The 18503-nt window shown below is 64.4% G+C and carries 18 protein-coding genes and 1 tRNA gene; 11 read left to right on the top strand and 8 right to left on the bottom strand.

What is annotated here, in order from left to right; all coding sequences use genetic code 11:
• Window position 1 precedes the first annotated feature (1 nt).
• Genes HZY77_RS10710 through HZY77_RS10695 form a run of 4 tightly spaced genes read left to right on the top strand, consistent with a single transcriptional unit; the run spans window position 2 to window position 4345 of the window.
• On the top strand, window positions 2-3073 hold the full coding sequence (locus HZY77_RS10710) for a CusA/CzcA family heavy metal efflux RND transporter (RefSeq protein ID WP_296814503.1): 3072 nt from the start codon (window positions 2-4) through the stop codon (window positions 3071-3073).
• Window positions 3070-3411 (top strand): hypothetical protein, encoded by a 342-nt coding sequence (locus tag HZY77_RS10705; RefSeq protein ID WP_296814501.1) that lies wholly within the window; start codon window positions 3070-3072, stop codon window positions 3409-3411. The genes HZY77_RS10710 and HZY77_RS10705 overlap by 4 nt, the downstream gene beginning before the upstream one ends.
• On the top strand, window positions 3393-3713 hold the full coding sequence (locus HZY77_RS10700; protein WP_296814499.1) for a TolC family protein: 321 nt from the start codon (window positions 3393-3395) through the stop codon (window positions 3711-3713). The genes HZY77_RS10705 and HZY77_RS10700 overlap by 19 nt, the downstream gene beginning before the upstream one ends.
• Window positions 3710-4345 (top strand): TolC family protein, encoded by a 636-nt coding sequence (locus HZY77_RS10695; protein WP_296814496.1) that lies wholly within the window; start codon window positions 3710-3712, stop codon window positions 4343-4345. Before HZY77_RS10700 ends, HZY77_RS10695 begins: the two co-directional genes overlap by 4 nt.
• Before the next feature lie 29 nt (window positions 4346-4374).
• Here the strand turns inward: HZY77_RS10695 and HZY77_RS10690 are convergent, their stop codons facing one another.
• The 3 genes from HZY77_RS10690 to HZY77_RS10680 all read right to left on the bottom strand — a co-directional run bounded on the left by HZY77_RS10690 (window position 4375) and on the right by HZY77_RS10680 (window position 6459).
• On the bottom strand, window positions 4375-5142 hold the full coding sequence (locus tag HZY77_RS10690) for a tetratricopeptide repeat protein (protein WP_296814493.1): 768 nt from the start codon (window positions 5140-5142) through the stop codon (window positions 4375-4377).
• On the bottom strand, window positions 5142-5597 hold the full coding sequence (locus HZY77_RS10685) for a c-type cytochrome (protein ID WP_296814490.1): 456 nt from the start codon (window positions 5595-5597) through the stop codon (window positions 5142-5144). Before HZY77_RS10685 ends, HZY77_RS10690 begins: the two co-directional genes overlap by 1 nt.
• Before the next feature lie 61 nt (window positions 5598-5658).
• On the bottom strand, window positions 5659-6459 hold the full coding sequence (locus HZY77_RS10680) for a c-type cytochrome (protein WP_296635073.1): 801 nt from the start codon (window positions 6457-6459) through the stop codon (window positions 5659-5661).
• A 122-nt stretch (window positions 6460-6581) separates the two neighbouring features.
• Between HZY77_RS10680 and HZY77_RS10675 the strand changes: the two genes are divergently transcribed.
• Both HZY77_RS10675 and HZY77_RS10670 read left to right on the top strand, forming a co-directional pair.
• Window positions 6582-6657, top strand: a tRNA-Arg gene (locus HZY77_RS10675).
• 104 nt (window positions 6658-6761) lie between these two features.
• Window positions 6762-8399 (top strand): site-specific integrase, encoded by a 1638-nt coding sequence (locus HZY77_RS10670; protein ID WP_296814487.1) that lies wholly within the window; start codon window positions 6762-6764, stop codon window positions 8397-8399.
• A 527-nt stretch (window positions 8400-8926) separates the two neighbouring features.
• Here HZY77_RS10670 and HZY77_RS10665 read toward each other — a convergent pair.
• The 3 genes from HZY77_RS10665 to HZY77_RS10655 all read right to left on the bottom strand — a co-directional run bounded on the left by HZY77_RS10665 (window position 8927) and on the right by HZY77_RS10655 (window position 11280).
• Window positions 8927-9112, bottom strand: coding sequence for a hypothetical protein (locus HZY77_RS10665; protein WP_296814484.1), 186 nt, complete (start codon window positions 9110-9112; stop codon window positions 8927-8929).
• A gap of 43 nt (window positions 9113-9155) precedes the next feature.
• Complete coding sequence (locus HZY77_RS10660) at window positions 9156-9395, bottom strand: hypothetical protein (protein ID WP_296814481.1); 240 nt, start codon at window positions 9393-9395, stop codon at window positions 9156-9158.
• An 895-nt stretch (window positions 9396-10290) separates the two neighbouring features.
• Window positions 10291-11280 carry an AAA family ATPase gene (locus HZY77_RS10655; protein WP_296814478.1) on the bottom strand — a complete coding sequence of 330 codons (990 nt, stop codon included), beginning with the start codon at window positions 11278-11280 and terminating at the stop codon, window positions 10291-10293.
• A gap of 588 nt (window positions 11281-11868) precedes the next feature.
• Here HZY77_RS10655 and HZY77_RS10650 point away from each other — a divergent pair.
• Window positions 11869-12084, top strand: coding sequence for a hypothetical protein (locus HZY77_RS10650; RefSeq protein WP_296814475.1), 216 nt, complete (start codon window positions 11869-11871; stop codon window positions 12082-12084).
• A 338-nt stretch (window positions 12085-12422) separates the two neighbouring features.
• On the opposite strand, the gene HZY77_RS10645 is transcribed toward HZY77_RS10650, so the two are convergent.
• Both HZY77_RS10645 and HZY77_RS10640 read right to left on the bottom strand, forming a co-directional pair.
• Window positions 12423-13076, bottom strand: a complete 654-nt coding sequence (locus HZY77_RS10645; RefSeq protein ID WP_296820891.1) for a recombinase family protein — start codon at window positions 13074-13076, stop codon at window positions 12423-12425.
• A gap of 813 nt (window positions 13077-13889) precedes the next feature.
• A complete protein-coding gene (locus HZY77_RS10640) occupies window positions 13890-14243 on the bottom strand; it encodes a hypothetical protein (RefSeq protein WP_296814472.1) in 354 nt (117 codons plus the stop codon).
• Between the two features lie 330 nt (window positions 14244-14573).
• On the opposite strand from HZY77_RS10640, the gene HZY77_RS10635 reads away from it, so the two are divergent.
• From HZY77_RS10635 to HZY77_RS10620, 4 genes are all read left to right on the top strand, one after another.
• Window positions 14574-14972 carry a DUF971 domain-containing protein gene (locus HZY77_RS10635; RefSeq protein ID WP_296814470.1) on the top strand — a complete coding sequence of 133 codons (399 nt, stop codon included), beginning with the start codon at window positions 14574-14576 and terminating at the stop codon, window positions 14970-14972.
• A gap of 5 nt (window positions 14973-14977) precedes the next feature.
• Entirely contained in the window at window positions 14978-16393 is a 1416-nt protein-coding gene (locus HZY77_RS10630; protein ID WP_363153602.1) for a CUAEP/CCAEP-tail radical SAM (seleno)protein, read from the top strand.
• A gap of 2 nt (window positions 16394-16395) precedes the next feature.
• On the top strand, window positions 16396-17619 hold the full coding sequence (locus HZY77_RS10625) for an ATP-grasp domain-containing protein (RefSeq protein ID WP_296814465.1): 1224 nt from the start codon (window positions 16396-16398) through the stop codon (window positions 17617-17619).
• Complete coding sequence (locus HZY77_RS10620) at window positions 17616-18497, top strand: fructosamine kinase family protein (protein ID WP_296814461.1); 882 nt, start codon at window positions 17616-17618, stop codon at window positions 18495-18497. Before HZY77_RS10625 ends, HZY77_RS10620 begins: the two co-directional genes overlap by 4 nt.
• The last annotated feature ends 6 nt before the right edge of the window (window positions 18498-18503 follow it).

The raw sequence follows: 18503 nt of genomic DNA, 5'->3' as shown, positions 1-18503 counted from the left end.
CATGATGAATAGCCTGATCGAAACCGCGCTCGCGCGACGCTGGTTCGTGCTCGCATTGGCACTGGTGCTGGCTGGGCTGGGCGTGCGCGCATTCCAGCAGATTCCCATCGACGCCTTCCCTGATGTTTCGACCACCCAGGTCAAGCTGATCCTGAAAGCGCCGGGCATGACGCCGGAAGAAGTGGAGTCGCGCATCGCCCAACCGGTCGAAACCGAACTGCTGGGCATTCCGAAGCAGACCATTCTGCGCAGCCAGTCGAAAAACGCACTGGTCGACATTACCGTTGATTTTGCCGAAGGCACGGACATCTACTGGGCGCGACAGCAGGTGGCGGAGCGCTTCGCCAACGTGAAGGGCGATCTGCCCGCCAACGTATCGGGCGGCTTGGCGCCGATTTCCACGCCGCTGTCGGAACTCTTCATGTTCACCCTCGAAGGGCCGCTGTCGCTGATGGAGAAGCGCACCCTGCTCGACTGGACGGTGCGTCCGCAGTTGCGGGCGATTCCCGGCGTGGCCGACGTCAACTCGCTCGGTGGTCGCGTCGCCACCTTCGCGGTGAGCCCTGACCCGGCGGCGTTGGCCGCGCGCGGCATCACCTATGACGAATTGCGCAGGGCGCTGGAAAGCAATACCCGCAACGACGGCGCCGGGCGCGTCAACGAAGGCGAGGAAACCTGGGTGGTGCGTGTCAACGGCGGCATCGGCTCGCTGGAGGATCTGCGGCACGTCGGCATCAAGACCGTCGATGGCGTGGTCATCACCGTCGGCGATGTCGCGCGTGTGGAACTGGGCGAGATGACGCGCTACGGCGCCGTGACGCAAAACGGCAAGGGCGAGGCCGTGGAAGGCTTGGTCATCGGCCTGAAGGGCGTCAATGCGGGCGAACTCATCAAGAACGTCAAGGCCAAGCTCGCGGAGATCCAGGCCACTCTGCCCAAGGGCGTGACGATTTCGCCGTTCTATGATCGCGCGCAACTGGTCGACCGCGCCGTCGGCACCGTCAGCAAGGCGCTGCTCGAAGCGGCGGTGCTGGTGGTCATCCTGCTGCTGCTGTTTCTCGGCAATCTGCGCGCGGCCATTGTGGTGGCCTTGATCCTGCCGTTGTCCGTGCTGGCGACGTTTGTGCTGATGCGTCAGTTCGGGCTGTCGGCCAACCTGATGAGCCTGGGCGGACTGGCCATCGCGATCGGCCTCTTGGTCGATGCGGCGGTGGTGGTGGTCGAGAACGTCGTCGCGCATCTGGCGCACGATCCGGAAGACACCAGCGAAACGCCGCTGCAGCGTGTGTTGTGGGCGACCCAGGAGGTTGCCCGCCCGGTGACCTCGGGCATCGCCATCATTGCCATCGTGTTCCTGCCGCTGCTGACGTTGCAAGGCCTGGAAGGCAAGCTGTTCGCGCCGGTCGCGCTGACCATCGTGTTCGCCCTGGCGGCGTCACTGCTGCTGGCGCTCAGCGTGATCCCGGTGCTGGCCTCGATATTGCTGAAGCAGGGCACACACACCGATCCGTGGTTGCTGCGCAAGGCGCAGGGCCTCTATACGCCACTGCTCGATCGCGCGCTGGCGCGGCCGAAGATCGTCTATGCCACCGCAGGCGTGCTGATGTTGGCGGCGGTCGGCGTCTATCCGCTGATCGGCAAGACCTTCATGCCGACCATGGACGAGGGCGACATCCTGGTGCAGCTGGAAAAACTGCCCTCGATCAGCCTGGAAGAGGCTGTCGCGCAGGATCTGCGGGTGCAGCAGGCGCTGTTGAAGAACATTCCGGAAATCCGCCGCATCGTTGCGCGCGCCGGTGCCGACGAACTCGGGCTCGATCCGATGGGGCTCAACGACACTGACTCCTTCCTGGTGCTGAAGCCGATGGCCGAGTGGCGTCGTCCGGACAAGGAATGGTTGATCGGGGAGATCCGAACCGTGGTCGAAGGCTTTCCCGGCATCGCCTACACCTTTACCCAGCCAATCGACATGCGGGTGTCGGAAATGCTTACCGGCTCGCGCGGCGACGCCGCGATCAAGATTTTCGGCCCTGACCTCGCCACGCTCAACCGGCTGACCGGCGAGATATTCAACGTGGTCGGGAAAGTCCCTGGCGCGTCCGACGTCTATACCCAGCAGAATGCGGGCGTGCAGTACCTGCAGGCGGAGGTCGACCGGAATGCGGCTGCCCGTTTCGGCCTCAGTGCCGACGACATCGCCATGCTGTTGCGTACCCAACTCGAGGGCGAAGTCATCGGCACGATCCAGCAGCAGGGGCGGCGCATCCCGCTGCAACTGCGCGGCCCCGCCGATTTGCGCGCGTCGCCCGATGCCCTGCAGGCGCTGCGCCTGACCCTGCCGGATGGCCGCGAGATCAGCCTCGACCAGGTGGCGCACCTGAAGCGCACCAACGGGCCGGTGGCGGTGAAGCGTGAAAACGCAGCCCGTTTCACCGTGGTGCAGAGCAACGTTGCCGGCCGCGATCTGGTCAGCTTCGTCGAGGACGCGAAAGCGGCCGTGGCCGCGCAGGTCAAGCTGCCGCCCGGCTACAGCATCACCTGGGGCGGCCAGTTCGAAAACCAGCAGCGTGCCGCGAAACGCCTGATGATCGTGGTACCGGTGGCGCTCTTGCTGATCGGCTTCCTGCTGTATGTCACGTTCGGCGATGCGCGCCAGGCGCTGCTGGTGATGATGAACGTGCCGCTGGCGCTGATCGGCGGCATCTTCGCCCTGGCGGCGTCAGGCGAGTACCTGTCGGTGCCCGCCTCGGTCGGCTTCATTGCATTGCTGGGCATCGCGGTGCTGAACGGCGTGGTGCTGGTCAGCCATTTCAACCAGTTGCGTGCGCAGGGATTGCAGGGCGACGCCGTGGTACGTGATGGCGCGTTGCGGCGCCTGCGTCCGGTGCTGATGACCGCCAGTATCGCCGCATTCGGCCTGGTGCCGCTGCTGTTCGCGACCGGGCCCGGTTCCGAAATCCAGCGCCCGCTCGCCATCGTCGTCATCGGCGGCCTGGTCAGCGCCACTCTGCTGACGCTGGTGATGCTGCCGCTGTTGTACCGCCAATTCATATTGAAAGGAGCGCACGCATGAGGGCCGTACACACATTGAGTCTCGCGCTGGCACTGGCGTTCGCCACGCCGATTTTCCCCAGGGTGGCCTACGCCGATTATCTGCCCGACCCGGTCGCCGCCGAAGCGGCCTTACGGGCCTCGCCCATGGTGGCGCAGGCACGCGGCGAATTTGCCGCGCAATCGCTGCGGAGCGAGAGCCTGCGCCGCGGTCGCGAAGAGTGGGTGCTGGGCGCGGATGCCCTGCAACGCCGGATCGATACGCCGCAGGATCGTTTCGCGGAGTGGGGCGTGGCGTTGTCGCGCCCGCTGCGTCTGCCCGGCGCGCTGCGGCCGACCGCGTGCTTGCCGGCGCGCTGACCGCCCATGCCGAAGCAAGTTACGGCGAAGCGATGCACGAAAGCGGACGGCAACTGCTTGCGCTCTGGTTCGACTGGCTGAACGAAGCCGGCCAGACCCGGTTGTGGCTGGCGCAGGTGAGTCTGGCCGAACAGCAGCTCGCCACCGTGGATGCCCGCATTCGCCTGGGCGAGGCGCCGCGTTCCGAACGCGTCAACGCGGAAGCGGCGCTGGCGCAGGCGCGCCTGCAGCAGCAACAGGCGGCCACGCGCGAGCAACGGGCGCGCAGCCGACTCATGGCGCAATACCGGGCCTGCCGGTGACGGCGGACGACACGTTGCCGGCGCCAGTCGAGCCAGCCGGGTCGGCTGAGGACTATGTCAGCGCCGTGCTGGCACACAACCACGAACTGTTCCGCGCGCGGCGCCAGGCCGAGGTGTTGCGGGCCGAGGCCCGGCAACTGGCCAGCCGCCGCAGCATCGACCCCACGGTCGGTGTGTTCTACAAGAATGAATTGGGCGGCAGCGAGCACCAGTTGGGCGTAAGCGTCGGGCTGACGTTGCCGGGCAGCGCGCGGCGTACCGACCAGCAGGCCGCCGAGCAGCTCAGCACCATCGCGGAAGAGGCGGCCATCCGTCTGGAGCAACGCTTGCGTCAGGAGGCGCGCGCGGATTTCGAGGCGGCGGCGGCCCAGGTGGCAAACTGGCAGCAGGCCGACCATGCCGCCCAGTCGCTGGCGGAGGCGGCGCGGCTGGCGGCGCGTGCCTATAGCCTGGGCGAAGGCAGTCTGGATCAGGTGCTACTCAACCGCCGGCTGGCGCTGGAAGGCCAGTTGAACGCCCAGCAGGCGCAGTTCGCTGCGTTGGCGGCAGATGCCCGATTGAAGCTGGACGCCCATCGATTGTGGCCGCTGGATGTGGCCGCGGACCAGGACGGCGAGCACGCCCATCCGTAAAACGGAAGTCAAGTCGGGCGCGCCCTCGTTCAGGGCGTGGCGGGGGCCGGTGCCGCTGCGGGCGCTTGCGCCGGGCGGGGTGACGAGGGCGTCGGGCTCATGCGCCGGGCCTCTTCCTGCATTGCGGTGATCTGTTCGGGTTTCAACTGCCATACCAGGCTGTCGCGCGCCTTGGCGGCGGCCTCGATCCCTTGTGCCGCGGCGAGGTTGAACCAGAGATAGGCACGTGCCTTGTCGATCGCCGTGCCGGTTCCATAGCGGTAGAGTTCGCCCAGGCTGTACTGCGCCTTGGCGTAGCCGCTTTTCGCGGGTTTTTCGATCCAACTGAAGGCTGCGCGGTAATCCTGCACGACCCCGCGCCCCTTCAGCAAGGCGAGGCCGTAACGATACTGCGCTTCGGGCAGGCCTTGCTGGGCGGCCAGGGCAAACCAGTGGGCCGCTTCCTTGTCGTTCTGGATCACGCCATCGCCCTCGGCATAGCGCATGGCCAATTGCAGCTGGGCCTCGGCATCGCCTTTCTCGGCCCGGGCGTGGGGCACGCTGATGGGTTCCTGTGCGGCAGTCATGGTGTCGCTCGGGTCGATGGCAAACCAGGCTGTGACACCAACCAGTGCACCGAGGGTTGTCAGCAACAGCACCGGCTTCAGGGGAGTGAACGTCCAGAAGCGATGGCGGCAGTCGCGGCAGCGCAGCGGGGTGTGCAGCAGCAGGTGACGGATCCCGTCATGGGCATGCAGCGAGCCGCTGCGAATCTTGTCGCTTCCGCACTGGGGGCAGACGCGTGGCAGATGGGCCATTACCGTACCTGCCCGGCGAGATAATCGACCGCCGCCCGGACGTCGGCATCCGCCAGCGACGGATTGCCACCCTTGGCCGGCATGGCGTTCCTGCCCTGCAGGGCCGAAGCGTAGAGGGCGGTCATGCCCTGGGCCAGGCGAGGACGCCAGTCGCTGGCTTCACCGATGATCGGTGCGCCCGCGATGCCTTTGTCATGGCAGAAGGCGCAGGTCTGGCGATAGACCTGCAGGCCATGAGCGAGGTCGGACTGGATGGCAGGAGAGCTGTCGCTGCTGGGGACGGCGGTCGGAGCGGGTTGTGCGGAATCGGTGGGCAATTCAGGCGCGCGCATGGCGTGGGGCCCGGTCTGCATCGGGGTGGGCGCCATGCCCATTCCCGCCGGGGGCATGGCGGATTGATCGCAGGCTGCGAGCGACAAGGGAGCCAGCATGGTCAGCAACGTGACGTATTTCATGGCCGCGGGCTCCTCGTCTCCCAATGCGCGTTTGGGCGACGCCCGTTCGCGCAATTCCGGTTTACAGCTTGCCGCCTCCCTGGGTCATGAGGAAGCCGACCGCGTTGGCGAGATCGGCTTCCGACAAGCCGGCGTTGCCGCCTTTGGCCGGCATGCCGCGAATGCCATTCAGCGCATGGCTGTAGAGCGTCGCATAACCCTGGCTTACGCGCGGTCCCCAGGCCGCCTTGTCACCCATCTTGGGNGCGCCGGCCACGCCGGTGGCATGGCAGACGGCGCAATTGGCCTCGTAGACGGCCTTGCCCTTGGACGGGTCGGGTTTGGCGGCCGACGCCGCGGCAGCCGCGGGCGCAGCCGGTGCCGCCGCTTCCGGTGCCTTGAATTTGGCGCCGGCCGCATCGGCCATGTAGGCCACTGCGCGAGCCACTTCGGTATCGGACAAGTCGCCGTCGCCACCACGCGGCGGCATCTGGCGAATGCCTTCGAGGGCATGCTTGATCAAGGTCTCATAGCCCTGGCTGATACGCGGCCCCCAGTCGCCCTTGTTGCCGAACTTGGGCGCGCCCAGTGCGCCGGGCGTGTGGCACGTGGTACACACGGCCTCGAAGACTTCCTGGCCGGACTTCTCGACCTTGGGCGCATTGGCGTCGAGCGCGACCAGATGGGCGAAAGGCTTGATGCGGTCGAGCGTTGCTTTCTGGGCGGCTTCGCTGGTGGTGTCGGGCAGATGTTTGTCCTGAATGCTGAGCACCAGCATGACGATCAGGAAAATCGCCAGCAGGGGCGCGAACAATCCGGCAAGAACGGAAATGATGATCTCCTGCGGGGTGGCTTGAGTCATCTTGGCGTGCGAATCGGCCATGAAAGGTTCCTTGGGGGTGGCATCGAAAGCGGCGATTATAAGGAAAGCCACCCCGACAGGAAAGGGCGTTGCGCCCGGCGGATAGACGCAACGTGGCAAAAGGCTATGCTTCGCGGCTCCTAGCGCCCGTAGCTCAGCTGGATAGAGTACTGCCCTCCGAAGGCAGGGTCGTGCGTTCGAATCGCGCCGGGCGCGCCAGTCACCCAGTAAGGGCCTGATAGACAAGATTAATCAGTCCCGTCAGTAAGTTACCCAAGCCAAAGTGCTACACAGTGCTGCTACACAGCGGCTAAACTTTCGGCATGGGAAAAGACGTGAAGGACCAAACAAACCTCGTTCGCCGGGATGGGGTCTACTACTTCCGGGCAAGGGTCCCGAAGGACCTTCACGAGCACTACGGGAAGACGGTCCACTACTATTCACTGCGCACTAAGAGCAAGCCCGAGGCCGCCACGCTGGCCCGTCTCGACCGCCTGAAGTTCGATCAGGAATACGCCCACCTGCGGGCCATGCGCAATGCTGCGCCGGTCCATGAACTAGCCACCGCCGAACTTGAGCGGCTCGCCTCGCTCTACTACACCAAGCTGCTAGCCGATGATGAAGACATCAGGGCGCGGGGGCTACTCATGTTGCCGGTGCCGGGTCATGACATGTTCAACCTCTACGGGAAGGCTTCGGAGGGCTTTGCGAAGAGGGACGGCGAACGCTACGCACGGGGAGACGTGAAGATACCCGACCCCGACATGGACGCCTTTCTGGAACTGCACGGCATCAAGCTTGAGCCCGCCTCGGAGGTCTATCGCAAGGTCGCCTATGCGTTCACCAGAGAGCGCAGACGCGCAGGGGATGCCATCGCAGCCCGCCACTGTGGGGAGGTGGTCGATACCCCAACGACAGCAGCGGAGGCCGTTACCCGCTCCCCTGCCGTCCCCCATAGGGAAGACACGCTAGACGCACTGCTCGCCTATTGGGAGGCCCAGAAGGACCGCCCAGACAATACCGTGAAGGAGGCCAAGCGCGCCGTGCGGCTCCTCCGCAAGATAGCGGGCGAAGCCATGCCAGCGTCCCGCATCGAAAAGCGCCATCTGGTGCAGCTAAAGGATGACCTGCTCGCCTCGGGCAAACTGCAAAAGGCCACGGTGCTTAAGTACATGAACATGCTGCGCGCCGTGTTCCAAGTAGCCGTCGATAACGACAGGCTGCCGAAGAATCCAGCGGACGGGCTCAAGGTGCCCAAGGATGCACCCGGCCGGGCGAAGCGCGTCCCGCTCAACCTGGAAAGCCTGCGCACTCTCTTTCATTCCGAGGTCTACACGAAGGGCAAGCGCCCGCAGGGTGGCGCGNGGGAGGCCGCCTACTGGCTGCCCCTGCTCGGCTTGTGGACGGGTGCCCGGCTGGATGAATTGGGGCAACTGGAAGTGGGGAGCGTTAAGCAGGAGGCCGGCATCTGGTACTTCGATTTCGAGCCTGACCCCGCCAAGGGTAAACGCCTGAAGAATCCAAACTCGCGCCGCCGTGTGCCCGTCCATCCCGAGCTGGTCCGCTGCGGCTTCCTCGGCTACGTTGCGGAGACCAAGGCGGCCGGCCACTCGTGGTTATTCCCGCGCCTCTCCTCGGCACCGGACCGCAAGCGCACCGCCAGCTTTTCGCAGTGGTTCGGGCGCTACCGTAAGAAGCTCGGGATTACGGACGAGCGCGAGGTCTTCCACTCGTTCCGACATGGCTTCATGGAAGCAGGGCGCGCCGCTGGAATCGCTAGGGAGTTGCGCTACCAATTCACGGGCCACGGCACGCGCGACGAAGGGGACGGCTACGGCGGGTGGCCGCTGCCGACCCTGGCCGAGGCGATGGGGCGCATCCGCTATGACGGCCTAGACTTGTCGCACCTCCACAAGCCCGCCGAGTCCGCCCCCGAGGGGGAAACTCAGTCGGGGCCGTAGGGGTTCAAGGGCGGTGCGACATGCGCTCTACGAATTTCTCCAGAGACTCCCCACGGCTTCCCCGCTTGTCGGCCTTCGCTAGCCTCGCGCCCCGCNTCAAGGGTCAGATTGTCCCGCCGCAGGTTCAGCCGGTTGCCGTCCAGATAGCAAACTTTCTCGCCGCGCTCGGGCCGCATGATTAGCCGCGCGATGGCTATGGCGGCAGCTTTCGACGCTGGGTCTTTCCGCCGCGCACGTACATAGGCGCTGCCGTGGCCGTTGCTGTCTAGTCGCCATTGGTCGGAGTAGCCCGCCGCCGTGATGGCTTCGAAGTCTTCCGGGAACAGCTTGGCCGAGGCGTGGCCCCCAGCTAGCGGGACAAGGATGATGGTCTTGCCGCCTTCGTGCGTGGTGCGGGGCTGACGGGGTTGCTTGGTGTGTGTGTTCATGGTGCTGCCTTTCTGAATCGGTTTCATAAACCGCCACCCGCCCTACGCCTGCCGCGTTAGGGGGAGATAAGGGGCGGTCAGTAATGAGGAGAGCCGGGGTTATCCGCCTGCCTTCTTGTAGCTGCCGTAGGCGGTCGCTGCCTCGCCAGCTATCTGAAGACCTGTGCCGATGGTAGAGGGGCGCTGAACGTTCGCCAGTTGGCCCTGTGACCGCTGATAGGCGGCCTGACCCTGGTAGTTGGTGTTCTGCACGGAACCCTCCCGGTTGGACTCAATGGTGGCCATGTCAGCGAAGGCCTTGTTGGTGGTGGTATCCGCGAGCTTCTCGTTAGTGTTCCCGAGGAGGCCACTCGGCCCCCGCAGCACGAAGCCTGCCCATGTCTACCAGATACTCCTGATAGCGTTGGGAGGTCTGATTCATCGCCTCGCGGTTCTGCTGGTCGTACTGCTGGGAGACTTGGGCGTTCTCCAGGATTTGATTTCTGTGAATGACCTGCTCTTGGCGGTCGGCCAGCTTGTTCTGCTGGTCGGCTTGGTACAAAGTGGTCCCTATCGAGAGGGCGGCCATTGCGAGGAAGGGTGCTGCTGGTCCGCACATGCTATGCGCCCCTCGGTGGAAGTGTTGTCGTGTGTCGTGCGGTGCCTGTAGAACTGATAGAAGGGCGCCCCGGCTACCCCGTAGTAATGCACGAGCTTTCCGAGGCTGTAGCCGAGGTGCTGAAGCCACGCAATGCTCGCTTCGTTCTCGGCGTGGACGTAGTTGGCCAGCGTGGGGTACTTCTCCAGCCATCGCTCAGTGGCCCACCTGCCGCCCTCCATGATTCCCTTGGGGTACTTCAGTACGGCGTCCGTGCCGACCATCCACGGCGAGCCTATTTCGGGGAATACGGTGGGGGTCACGCCAAAGAAGGCGATAACGCCATCCTCGGGGTCNTCCGCTACGAAGCACTCCCCGGAGACCTGCGCGGCCAGTTCTAACGTCGCCTGAATGTCGGGACCGACTGCAAGCGTTAGCTCAATGCGGTCAGCTTCCCGGAGCCTTTCGGCGAGGCCGTGGAGGTCCTTGGCGGGATCGGCATAGCGGACGATGGGTGCTGCCGTCGCTGCGTCTTCGCCTGTTGTGTGTGGCTGGTGTGGCTGCTCGGTGTTCGTGTTCATGGGTGCGCCTTTCGTGGTGAATGGATAAAGCGGGGCCGTGGCGTGCCGCTCGGGGCCTGCCTCGGTTGCTTCTGGTGGTGTGGTGGTGGGTGCGGGGCTGGAAACTGCCCCGGAAACTCAGGAAACTTTCGCGCTCTCAACTCGCCGCAAAGCCGCATGGTTGCGGGAGTTTCCAGTTTCCGACCCTATATAAAACAGAATGGAAACTGAGTGCGGTACAGGAGAGAGGTGCTAACGCCCCTCTCGATTCGGAAACATCCCGCGAAGGCTCCTACAAGGGGCACGCCGGGGAGCGCTTCCGCTGGTCAGAATTCGGCGCTGGTGTTTTCCTCCTCGGGGACTCCTTCGCGGAGGCTTCGGGCTTGTGCAAGGCAGCCGGTCCAATCCTCTTCAGTTATCAGCTTGAGCACGATGGCGCGGGCCTTGCGCTTGCTTAGCTCCCCGGTGGATATGCCGATGGCCTCCGCTAGTTCCGCCTGCTTGGCGTAGTTCAGCGTCTTCACCAGCTCCACCAGCTCGCCTAGCTCCTCGGCTTCGGTGGTCTCGTAGTGCCACGTCAGCGCCCCGGCAGTGTCATCCTTGCCAAACCATACGGAGCGCCCCCGCGTGGTCGCATCGCGCTTATGCCGATACTTGGCCCACGCCAGGTCAAACCCCAGCGCGTCCCTCGGGATGCTCGCCTTGGTGGACCTGCTCAGGCCGATGAGCACCTCGAACGTGGTTGCCAGTTTCGAGGAGCCCCGATAGTCCGTCCCGTTCTTGTTGCTGTGGTGAATCAGGATGCACGCGAGGCCCGCCTGCTTGGCCCGCATGAGAAACTTCACGATGCCGTTAAAGGCTCCCGCTGCGTTCTCATCCTCGCATTCGGCCAGCGTCGAGAAGTTATCCAGCACCAGCAGTTCATAGCCTCCCGCTGTAGCCCGCTTCAGCACGTCCGCCTGCCCCTCGGGCGTGGCGAGGTCGGGGAACTCCGCGTCCATGTGCTGCGCCTGCCGTGCGAGAAAACAGAGGTTCCCCCTCGCGGCCTCTGCATCGCATCCTTCGATGGTCGGCAGTAGCATCCGCGCACGCTCGATGATGTCCGCCTCGGGCATCTCGCCGTCCACATAGAACACCTTGCGGGGCTTCGCGCAGCGCCACCCGAGGAAGTCCCCGCCGCCTGCCACAGCGAGACACAGCGCAAGGGTGAATATGGACTTGCCGGCCCCGGTGGGCGCGTAGATCAGGGCGCTATCGCCTTGCCGCAGCCAAGGCAGCAACAGGTATTCCCTCTCGGGGATATCGAGGTCCAGCATGGCCCCGAGGGTCTTCACCCTTAGGGCTTGCTTCAGTGGTTTTGGTCTAGTCGTATTCATGGTGTCGGGGGTGATGGGTCGGAAGTGGCCCCGGAAGAGGGCGCTAGTGGATTGCCTCACTGGCATAAAAACAGGGAATCAGGGACACACGCTGAAAGCGCATCAGGCCACGCCAGTGCTAGGTTTCTGATACCTAAGTGAGGGGTTTCGAGGGGCTACAGGTCGAGCTGGTCGCGGAGGCCCAGGTAGACGGGGTGGCGGTTCTGATACCTAATGGAAGCGTTTTCTGGGGCTACAGGTCCAGGCGGCTTCGGAGGCCCAGGTAGACCGGAGGCCGCAAGGGCCGCGCCGGCTCTCCTAAGTACAGGGTTTAATGGGGTCAGCGGTCCGCCCGGTTTCGGGGCCGCTCAGATAGTGCCGCCCCTTTCCTAAGGTGAGGGTTTCGAGGGGTCTCCCGCAAAGCCTCTGCTGGCGCGGCTCTCCGGCCATCGTCCCATGCGCTGCTGCATGGTATCCGCTGTTGTGTTGTTCCCCTCGCGGAGGGGCGCTAGCCTGCCGGCTCCATCAACTGACACAGGGAGCAACAGCATGGCACTAGCACTGCAACTAAAGGGGTTCGCTATGGAGTTCGCGTGGCCGTTCGTACAGGTCGGCCGCTGGTCATTCTGGCTAGAGCGCACCGGCCACAAGCCCGAAGGGGGCAAGCTGTGGGAGGTCTGGCGGGACGAAGCCGACGCCGGGAGCGTTCACGTCTTCGCCCTCGGTCGCCGCCTTATCGTCTCCCGAGAGCGCCGGCTCTCCTAAATGGGGGTTTGGAGGGTAATCCCGTTTGTAATTATTTTCCTTGGGGCTGGCCGCGCCGGCTCTCCTAAGGGCGGGGTTTAATGGGGGTAGCTCGCCTGTCTCCTAAGTTGAGCGTTTCCTAGGGGCAACTTGTGGGCTCTCCTAGTGTCAGGGTTTCTAGGGGTTCCTCCCGCGCCTCTGGTTCCTAAGTGAGGGGTTTACTGGGGTAACTCGCAAAGCCTCTGCTGGTGCGGCTTTCAAGGGAGGCCCTTAGGAGCCCTCTACAGCCCCTCTACGCTGCGTCTAAAACGGCCGCACCCTTCGTGTCTCTCCGCCGAGGTAATGCCTCCTGAGCAATCCTAGTGGCTCTCACAGCGGTCTATCAGGTTCCGCACCGAAGACTTGTGCCAGCTTCCCCCTCTCGGGGTCTTCATGCCTCGCTCATTCAAGGCCGCAGCGATAGCGCCGAGGCTGGTAATGCCCTCGCTCCGTAGGCCATCCAGCACGGGCCGCAGGTCTCCCGCGCGCTCCGTAGCCTTCGCCTTGATGACCCCCACACTTGCCGCGTTGCCCTTGCCGGCCCTCCGCAGCGCCGCCGCCCCGTTCGGGTTGCCCAGCTTCACGCCTCGCGCCTTGGCTGCACCCAGCGCCACCTTGGTACGCTTCGATATGGCCTCGCGCTCATGCTGGGCAATCACCGCCATAAAGCCGAAGAGGGCTGTGTCCGCCTCGGGCATGTCAGCCGCAACCACACGCGCGCCACTCTCCCGCAGGGCCAGCAGAAAGGCCGCATTCCGGGACAGCCTATCGAGCTTCGCAATAACCAGCGTGGCCCCTGTCACCTTCGCCATATGCAGCGCCTTGGCTAGCTCGGGCCGGGCGTTCAGCTTCCCGCTTTCGACCTCCATGAAGGTGTGCAGCACTCGCGCCCCCTGCTGCTGGGCATAGGCGTCAATGGCGGCTTGTTGTCCCTCTAGGCCTAGTCCACTCTGCCCTTGCTTCGCGGTGGACACTCGGAGGTAGGCAACCACGCGGGGCCGCTCATCGTGGGCGCTGCTGACGCTACGGGGTGCTCTCGCCTGCGGGGCGTTACTCGTTGCGCTTCGTGGGGCTGCCTTGGTCTTCGTGCTGCTGGTGGCCTTGCTGCTGCTGCTGCGGGGCTTCGTGGTGGCTTTCATGGTGTGGGCTCCTATGGGTACACAACGGTGCAACGGTCGTTAGTCTGTTTTGTACCACGTCCCGGAAACCTGTGCAAGGGCGCCGCTCGCGGGCCTTGCTGGCGGTGCTGCCTGGGGTCTGATGCGCAGGGGGTGGCCATGCGGAAGGGCTACGGTAGGGGCCGGGCCGGCCTTAGCTTTGGGAAGCCCATCCGCTGCCGCTGGTGGCATCGCACCGGGGGCACGGGGGATAACTGCGGAGGCCGAGAGACGATATACCCTCTCGAAAATTTGCGGTGTAAATCTGCTCGGCGTCTTGTTACAGCTTCATCCCGCCGCATTGCTTCAGGGTGCTCCCGAAGCGGGCAGGGTAGGCCCGTATGTCGAGCGCTGAAACTTCCGACTCTTTACCCTCTGCTATTTTCCGGGACGCCGCTTGTGCCCACTGGCCGAGGTTCTGCCAGATACATGAGCAGAGCGCGGCTTGCTGCTCGGCGGTCGGGTTCGAGCTTTCCCCAAAGTGAATTCCGGGAGGGGTTCGCGGCAATGAATCACTAACTGCTGTTGTCCCGTACTCGCTGTGCGATTGTCACGGGGCACGGCTTGATCTGCGTTGCCACTGCACGCGGCCAGCAAGGTCACAAGAAGAACCGCTATACCACGCATCGCTTAGCTCCCCTGCGCTTGGTTGCCTCGCTTGCTTCCCACAAATGAAACCACTGACGACACCACTAAGGCGACGAAGCCGGGAACCATGAATAAGAGTCCAGGCGCTGCAAAGAGCACGGCCCAATACCAGGGCCAGCCCAGCACATGTATAGCTCCGTAAACCGCCCCAATGGTTATTGGAAGTGTGAAGCGTAGGATTAGCGCGACTACGACGGCGGCCCATGCCCAGCCAGTCCCAAGCCCTAACGCAATGCCCTTGAAGCCGACGAAAAGCTGCGCAACAAATACAGCCCCCGCCACCAACATTAAGGCCAACGCCACTAGGCCGGCAAAAATACCTCCCAAAATGCGCATCGTGCTGCCTCCTCCCTAGGTTATTTTTTTGAATTAACCTCTTATGGCACGGACTATTGGCCAGTTTCGGGGAATCGTCAAGGTGCGACGGATGCGGTATCCTTGCGCCCAAGGGTAGCCGTAGGTGCTTAGCACGACTGCTACACACGGCGGCGCTCCGGCCTCCGTAACTTATTGACATTGAAGGATTCTGTTGCGCCTAGCGGGAATCGCGCCGGGCGCGCCAGTTTCCCGATCCCCCATCGGCTTCAGCCCCTTGTCCCTCAAGGGTTTAAACTTCGCACGACGGGTTTAAACTTCGCGCTGGCGTTCAATTTCGAGTGTTACAACATGGCCCATCCCACCCCGACCGACATCAAGTTGCATCAGACTTCGCGCAAGCTGGAAATCGCCTTCACCGACGGCGCCCGTTTCGAATTGCCGTTCGAATTTCTGCGGGTCTATTCGCCGTCCGCCGAAGTGCGCGGTCACGGTCCCGGACAGGAAGTGCTGCAGGTCGGCAAGCGCGAAGTCCTGATCAATGCCGCCGAGCCAGTGGGCTTGTACGGTATCAACTTCTTTNTCTCCGACGGCCACGACACTGGGATTTATTCCTGGGAGTATCTCTACGATCTCGGCGTCAACCAGGCCGCGCTGTGGGACGAATACCTCAAGCGCATGGAAGCCGCCGGCGCCTCGCGCGACCCTGGCATCGCCAAGATGTTCGAGCAGCGCCCCAAGGCCAAGTAGCCGTCATGGGCAGTTCCTGTACGGCACCCACACACGCGCCTTCCGGGGCGCGTGTTGTTTTGGTGAGCCCGTACGAACTGGGGCGCCAGCCGTTCAATCTGGCGCAGCCTGCCGCATGGTTCGCGCGCGAACACATTGCTGCCGCCTGCGTCGACCTGTCGCAGCAAAAACTCGACCCTGCCACTTTTGCGGATGCCGAATATGTGGCGATTTACCTCGGCATGCATACCGCCACGCGGATTGCTGCTGCGGCGCTGCCGAAAATCCGCTCGCTCGCTCCGCGTGCGCGCATCGCCGCGTTCGGCCTGTATGCGCCGGTCAACGCCGCATGGCTGAAAACACTTGGTGTGGACGCGGTTTTCGGCGGCGAGTCCGAGCCCGATCTGCTGGACTGGGTACGAACGGGGATTGCGTCGGCCGACATTCTGGTGCGGCGCGACAAGATCACGTTCCTGCTGCCTGAACGACGCGGCCTGCCCGATCTGCAGCGCTATGCCAAACTGATCTTGGCCGACGGCACGCAANAANTCACCGGCTTCGCCGAGGCGAGCCGAGGTTGCAAACATCTGTGCCGCCACTGTCCGGTGGTGCCGGTGTACGAAGGGAAATTCCGCATCGTCCCGGTGGAGACGGTGATGGCCGACATCGCGCAGCAGGTCGAAGTGGGTGCGCAGCACATCAGTTTTGGCGATCCCGATTTTCTCAATGGGCCGACCCATGCGTTGAAAGTGGCGGAGGCCTTGCATGCGCAATTCCCCGATTTGAGCTGGGATGCCACGATCAAGGTCGAGCACCTGCTGAACCACGCCGACCTGCTGCCACGCCTCAGGCAATGCGGCCTGCTGTTCGTCGTCACCGCGGTCGAATCGGTCGACGACGCGATTCTTGATCGCCTCGCCAAAGGCCATACCCGCGCCGATTTCGAAGTGGCACTGGCGCACTGCCGCAGGCTCGGCATCGCGCTGGCCCCCACCTTCGTGCCGTTCACGCCGTGGACCACGCTGGCAGGCTATCGCGAGTTGCTCGCCACCTTGCTGCGCCTGCGGCTGGTCGAAGCCGTGCCGCCGGTACAGTTGGCGATCCGCCTGCTGGTGCCGCAGGGATCGCACCTTCTGCACATGCCCGATTTCGCCGCACAGGTCGGCGCCTTCGACGAGGTCATGCTGGGCTATCCGTGGCAGGCGGACGACCCGCGTGTCGATGCCTTGCAAAGCGAGGTCATGGCCTGGGTGATGGATGCCGAGAAAAAGGGATTGCCGCGTGCCGACGTGTTCGCCGGAATCTGGACACGCACCCATGCCGCGCTGGCCGAGACGCCGCCGCCTCTCGATCCCGCACAATTCGGCGAGACCATCGCGCATCATTCCGAGCCCTGGTACTGCTGCGCCGAGCCGACCGAAACCCAACTCGCCAGCTTCTAACCATGCCGCGTCTCCTGTTGCTGCTCCCCGCCGCGGGTTATGCCAACCAGGACTTCATCGTCGCTGCCAGGCGGCTGAACATCGAACTCGTCGCCTGTGCCGACTATTGCCATCGGCTTGCGCCGGGTTGGGGCCTGCCGCCGCTGATGAGCGTGCCTTTTGATCAGCCCGACATCGCCTTGCCCCAGGTTTTGCGCGCCTTGACGCAGACCGTCGATGCAGTGTTGGCTGTGGACGATCACGGCGCGGCGCTGGCAGCGCAGCTGCGCGTGGCACTCCAGCTGCCCGGCAATCCGCCCGAGGCCGTGGCGACCTTGACCGACAAGCTGCGTTTTCGCCGGCAGCTGCAGACGATTGGATTGCCTTGCCCTGCCTTTGTCGAGGTCCGCGACGATGACGTGGGTGCCGCGCTTGCGCTGGGTTTTCCGCTGGTGGTGAAAGCGCGCCGATTGAACGCCAGCCGCGGCGTGATCCGGGTGGACGATGCCGATCAACTCAGACGCACGCTCGGACAGGTTCGGCGCATCCAGGCGCGTGCCCAGCGCGACGCCGGCGCTGGCCTGCTGGTCGAGCGCTTCATCGCGGGTGCCGAAGTCGCACTCGACGGCGTGCTGGTCCACGGCGCGCTGCAGGTTCTTGCCGTGTTCGACAAACCCGATCCGCTCGACGGGCCTTACTTCGAGGAAACGCTGTTCGTCACGCCTTCGCGCCTGCCCGCTGCCACGCAGGCCGAGCTGGCCGCCGCCGTGCAGCGCGCCTGTATGGCGAGCGGCGTGACCGAGGGCATGATCCATGCCGAAGCCCGCATCAACGACGCGGGCGTGTGGCTGCTCGAGATCGCGCCGCGCGGCATCGGCGGGTTATGCGGACGCGTGTTGGACGCAACGTTGGGCATGACGTCGGCCGAAATCGTGCTGCGCCATGCAGCGGGCCTGCCGCTACCGGCGCAGGCAGGAAAGGCGGCGGCCGGCGTGATGATGATCCCCGTGCCAGCGAGCGGTATCCTGCAGGGCGTCGACAGCCTCGACGCGGCGCGCGACGTACCGCATGTCAGCGGCATCGAAATCACCGCCCAGGCCGGTCAGCTGGTGGCGCCGCCGCCCGCGGGTGCGAGCTATCTCGGCTTCATCTTCAGCCGGGCTGCCACGCCGCAGGAAGCCGAACATGCCCTGCGGGCCGCCCATGCGGCGCTCACCATCCGTGTCCAGCCCTTGCTTGAGTCATGAACGCCTTCCACCATGAACTCGCCGCGGCCATCGGCCACGCCACGGGATTGCCATTCGCGGTATCCGGCGCACAGGCCGTGCATGGTGGAGACATCAGCCAGGCCTTCAGGCTCAGCGACGGGATGCGCAGCGTGTTCGTCAAGATCCAGCCTGCTGCCCAGCTCGCGATGTTCGAAACCGAAGCGGCCGGGCTCGCCGAACTGGCTTCCGCGAACGCCGTTCGGGTCCCGCAGGTGATCTGTCATGGCCTGGCTGCAGGGCAGGCGTATCTGGTACTCGGCTATCTGCCCTTGGGCGCGCGGGGCGACGCCGTGCAACTGGGGCGGCAGCTCGCGCAACAACACCGTGTCAGCGCCGCACAATTCGGCTGGACGCGTAACAACTGGATCGGCGCCACGCCGCAGCCGAATGCCTGGCACGACGACTGGATCGGCTTCTGGCGCACGCAGCGGCTCGGGTTCCAGTTGCAGCGTGCAGCCGAAAATGGCTACGGCGGTGCGTTACAGCGGGACGGAGAATCCCTGCTTGCCCATCTCGATGCATTCTTCGACAGCTACGCGCCCGGCCCTTCGCTGCTGCACGGTGACTTGTGGGGCGGCAACCATGCCTATCTGGCCGATGGAACGCCCGTGATCTTCGATCCGGCGGTGTATTTCGGCGACCGTGAATGCGACCTGGCGATGAGCGAACTGTTCGGCGGTTTTGCGCCGGATTTTTACGCGGCCTACCGCGAGGCGTGGCCGCTCGACGCAGGCTACGCCGTGCGTAAAACGCTCTACAATCTCTACCATATTCTCAACCATGCCAATCTGTTCGGCGGCGGCTATGCAACGCAGGCCGCGCACATGGCCGCCCAGTTGCTGGCGCAGATTCGATAGGCTTTT

This window comes from Thiobacillus sp., from assembly GCF_013693775.1.
Lineage (GTDB): Bacteria > Pseudomonadota > Gammaproteobacteria > Burkholderiales > Thiobacillaceae > Thiobacillus.
This window is presented reverse-complemented; position numbering and strand designations above follow the sequence as displayed.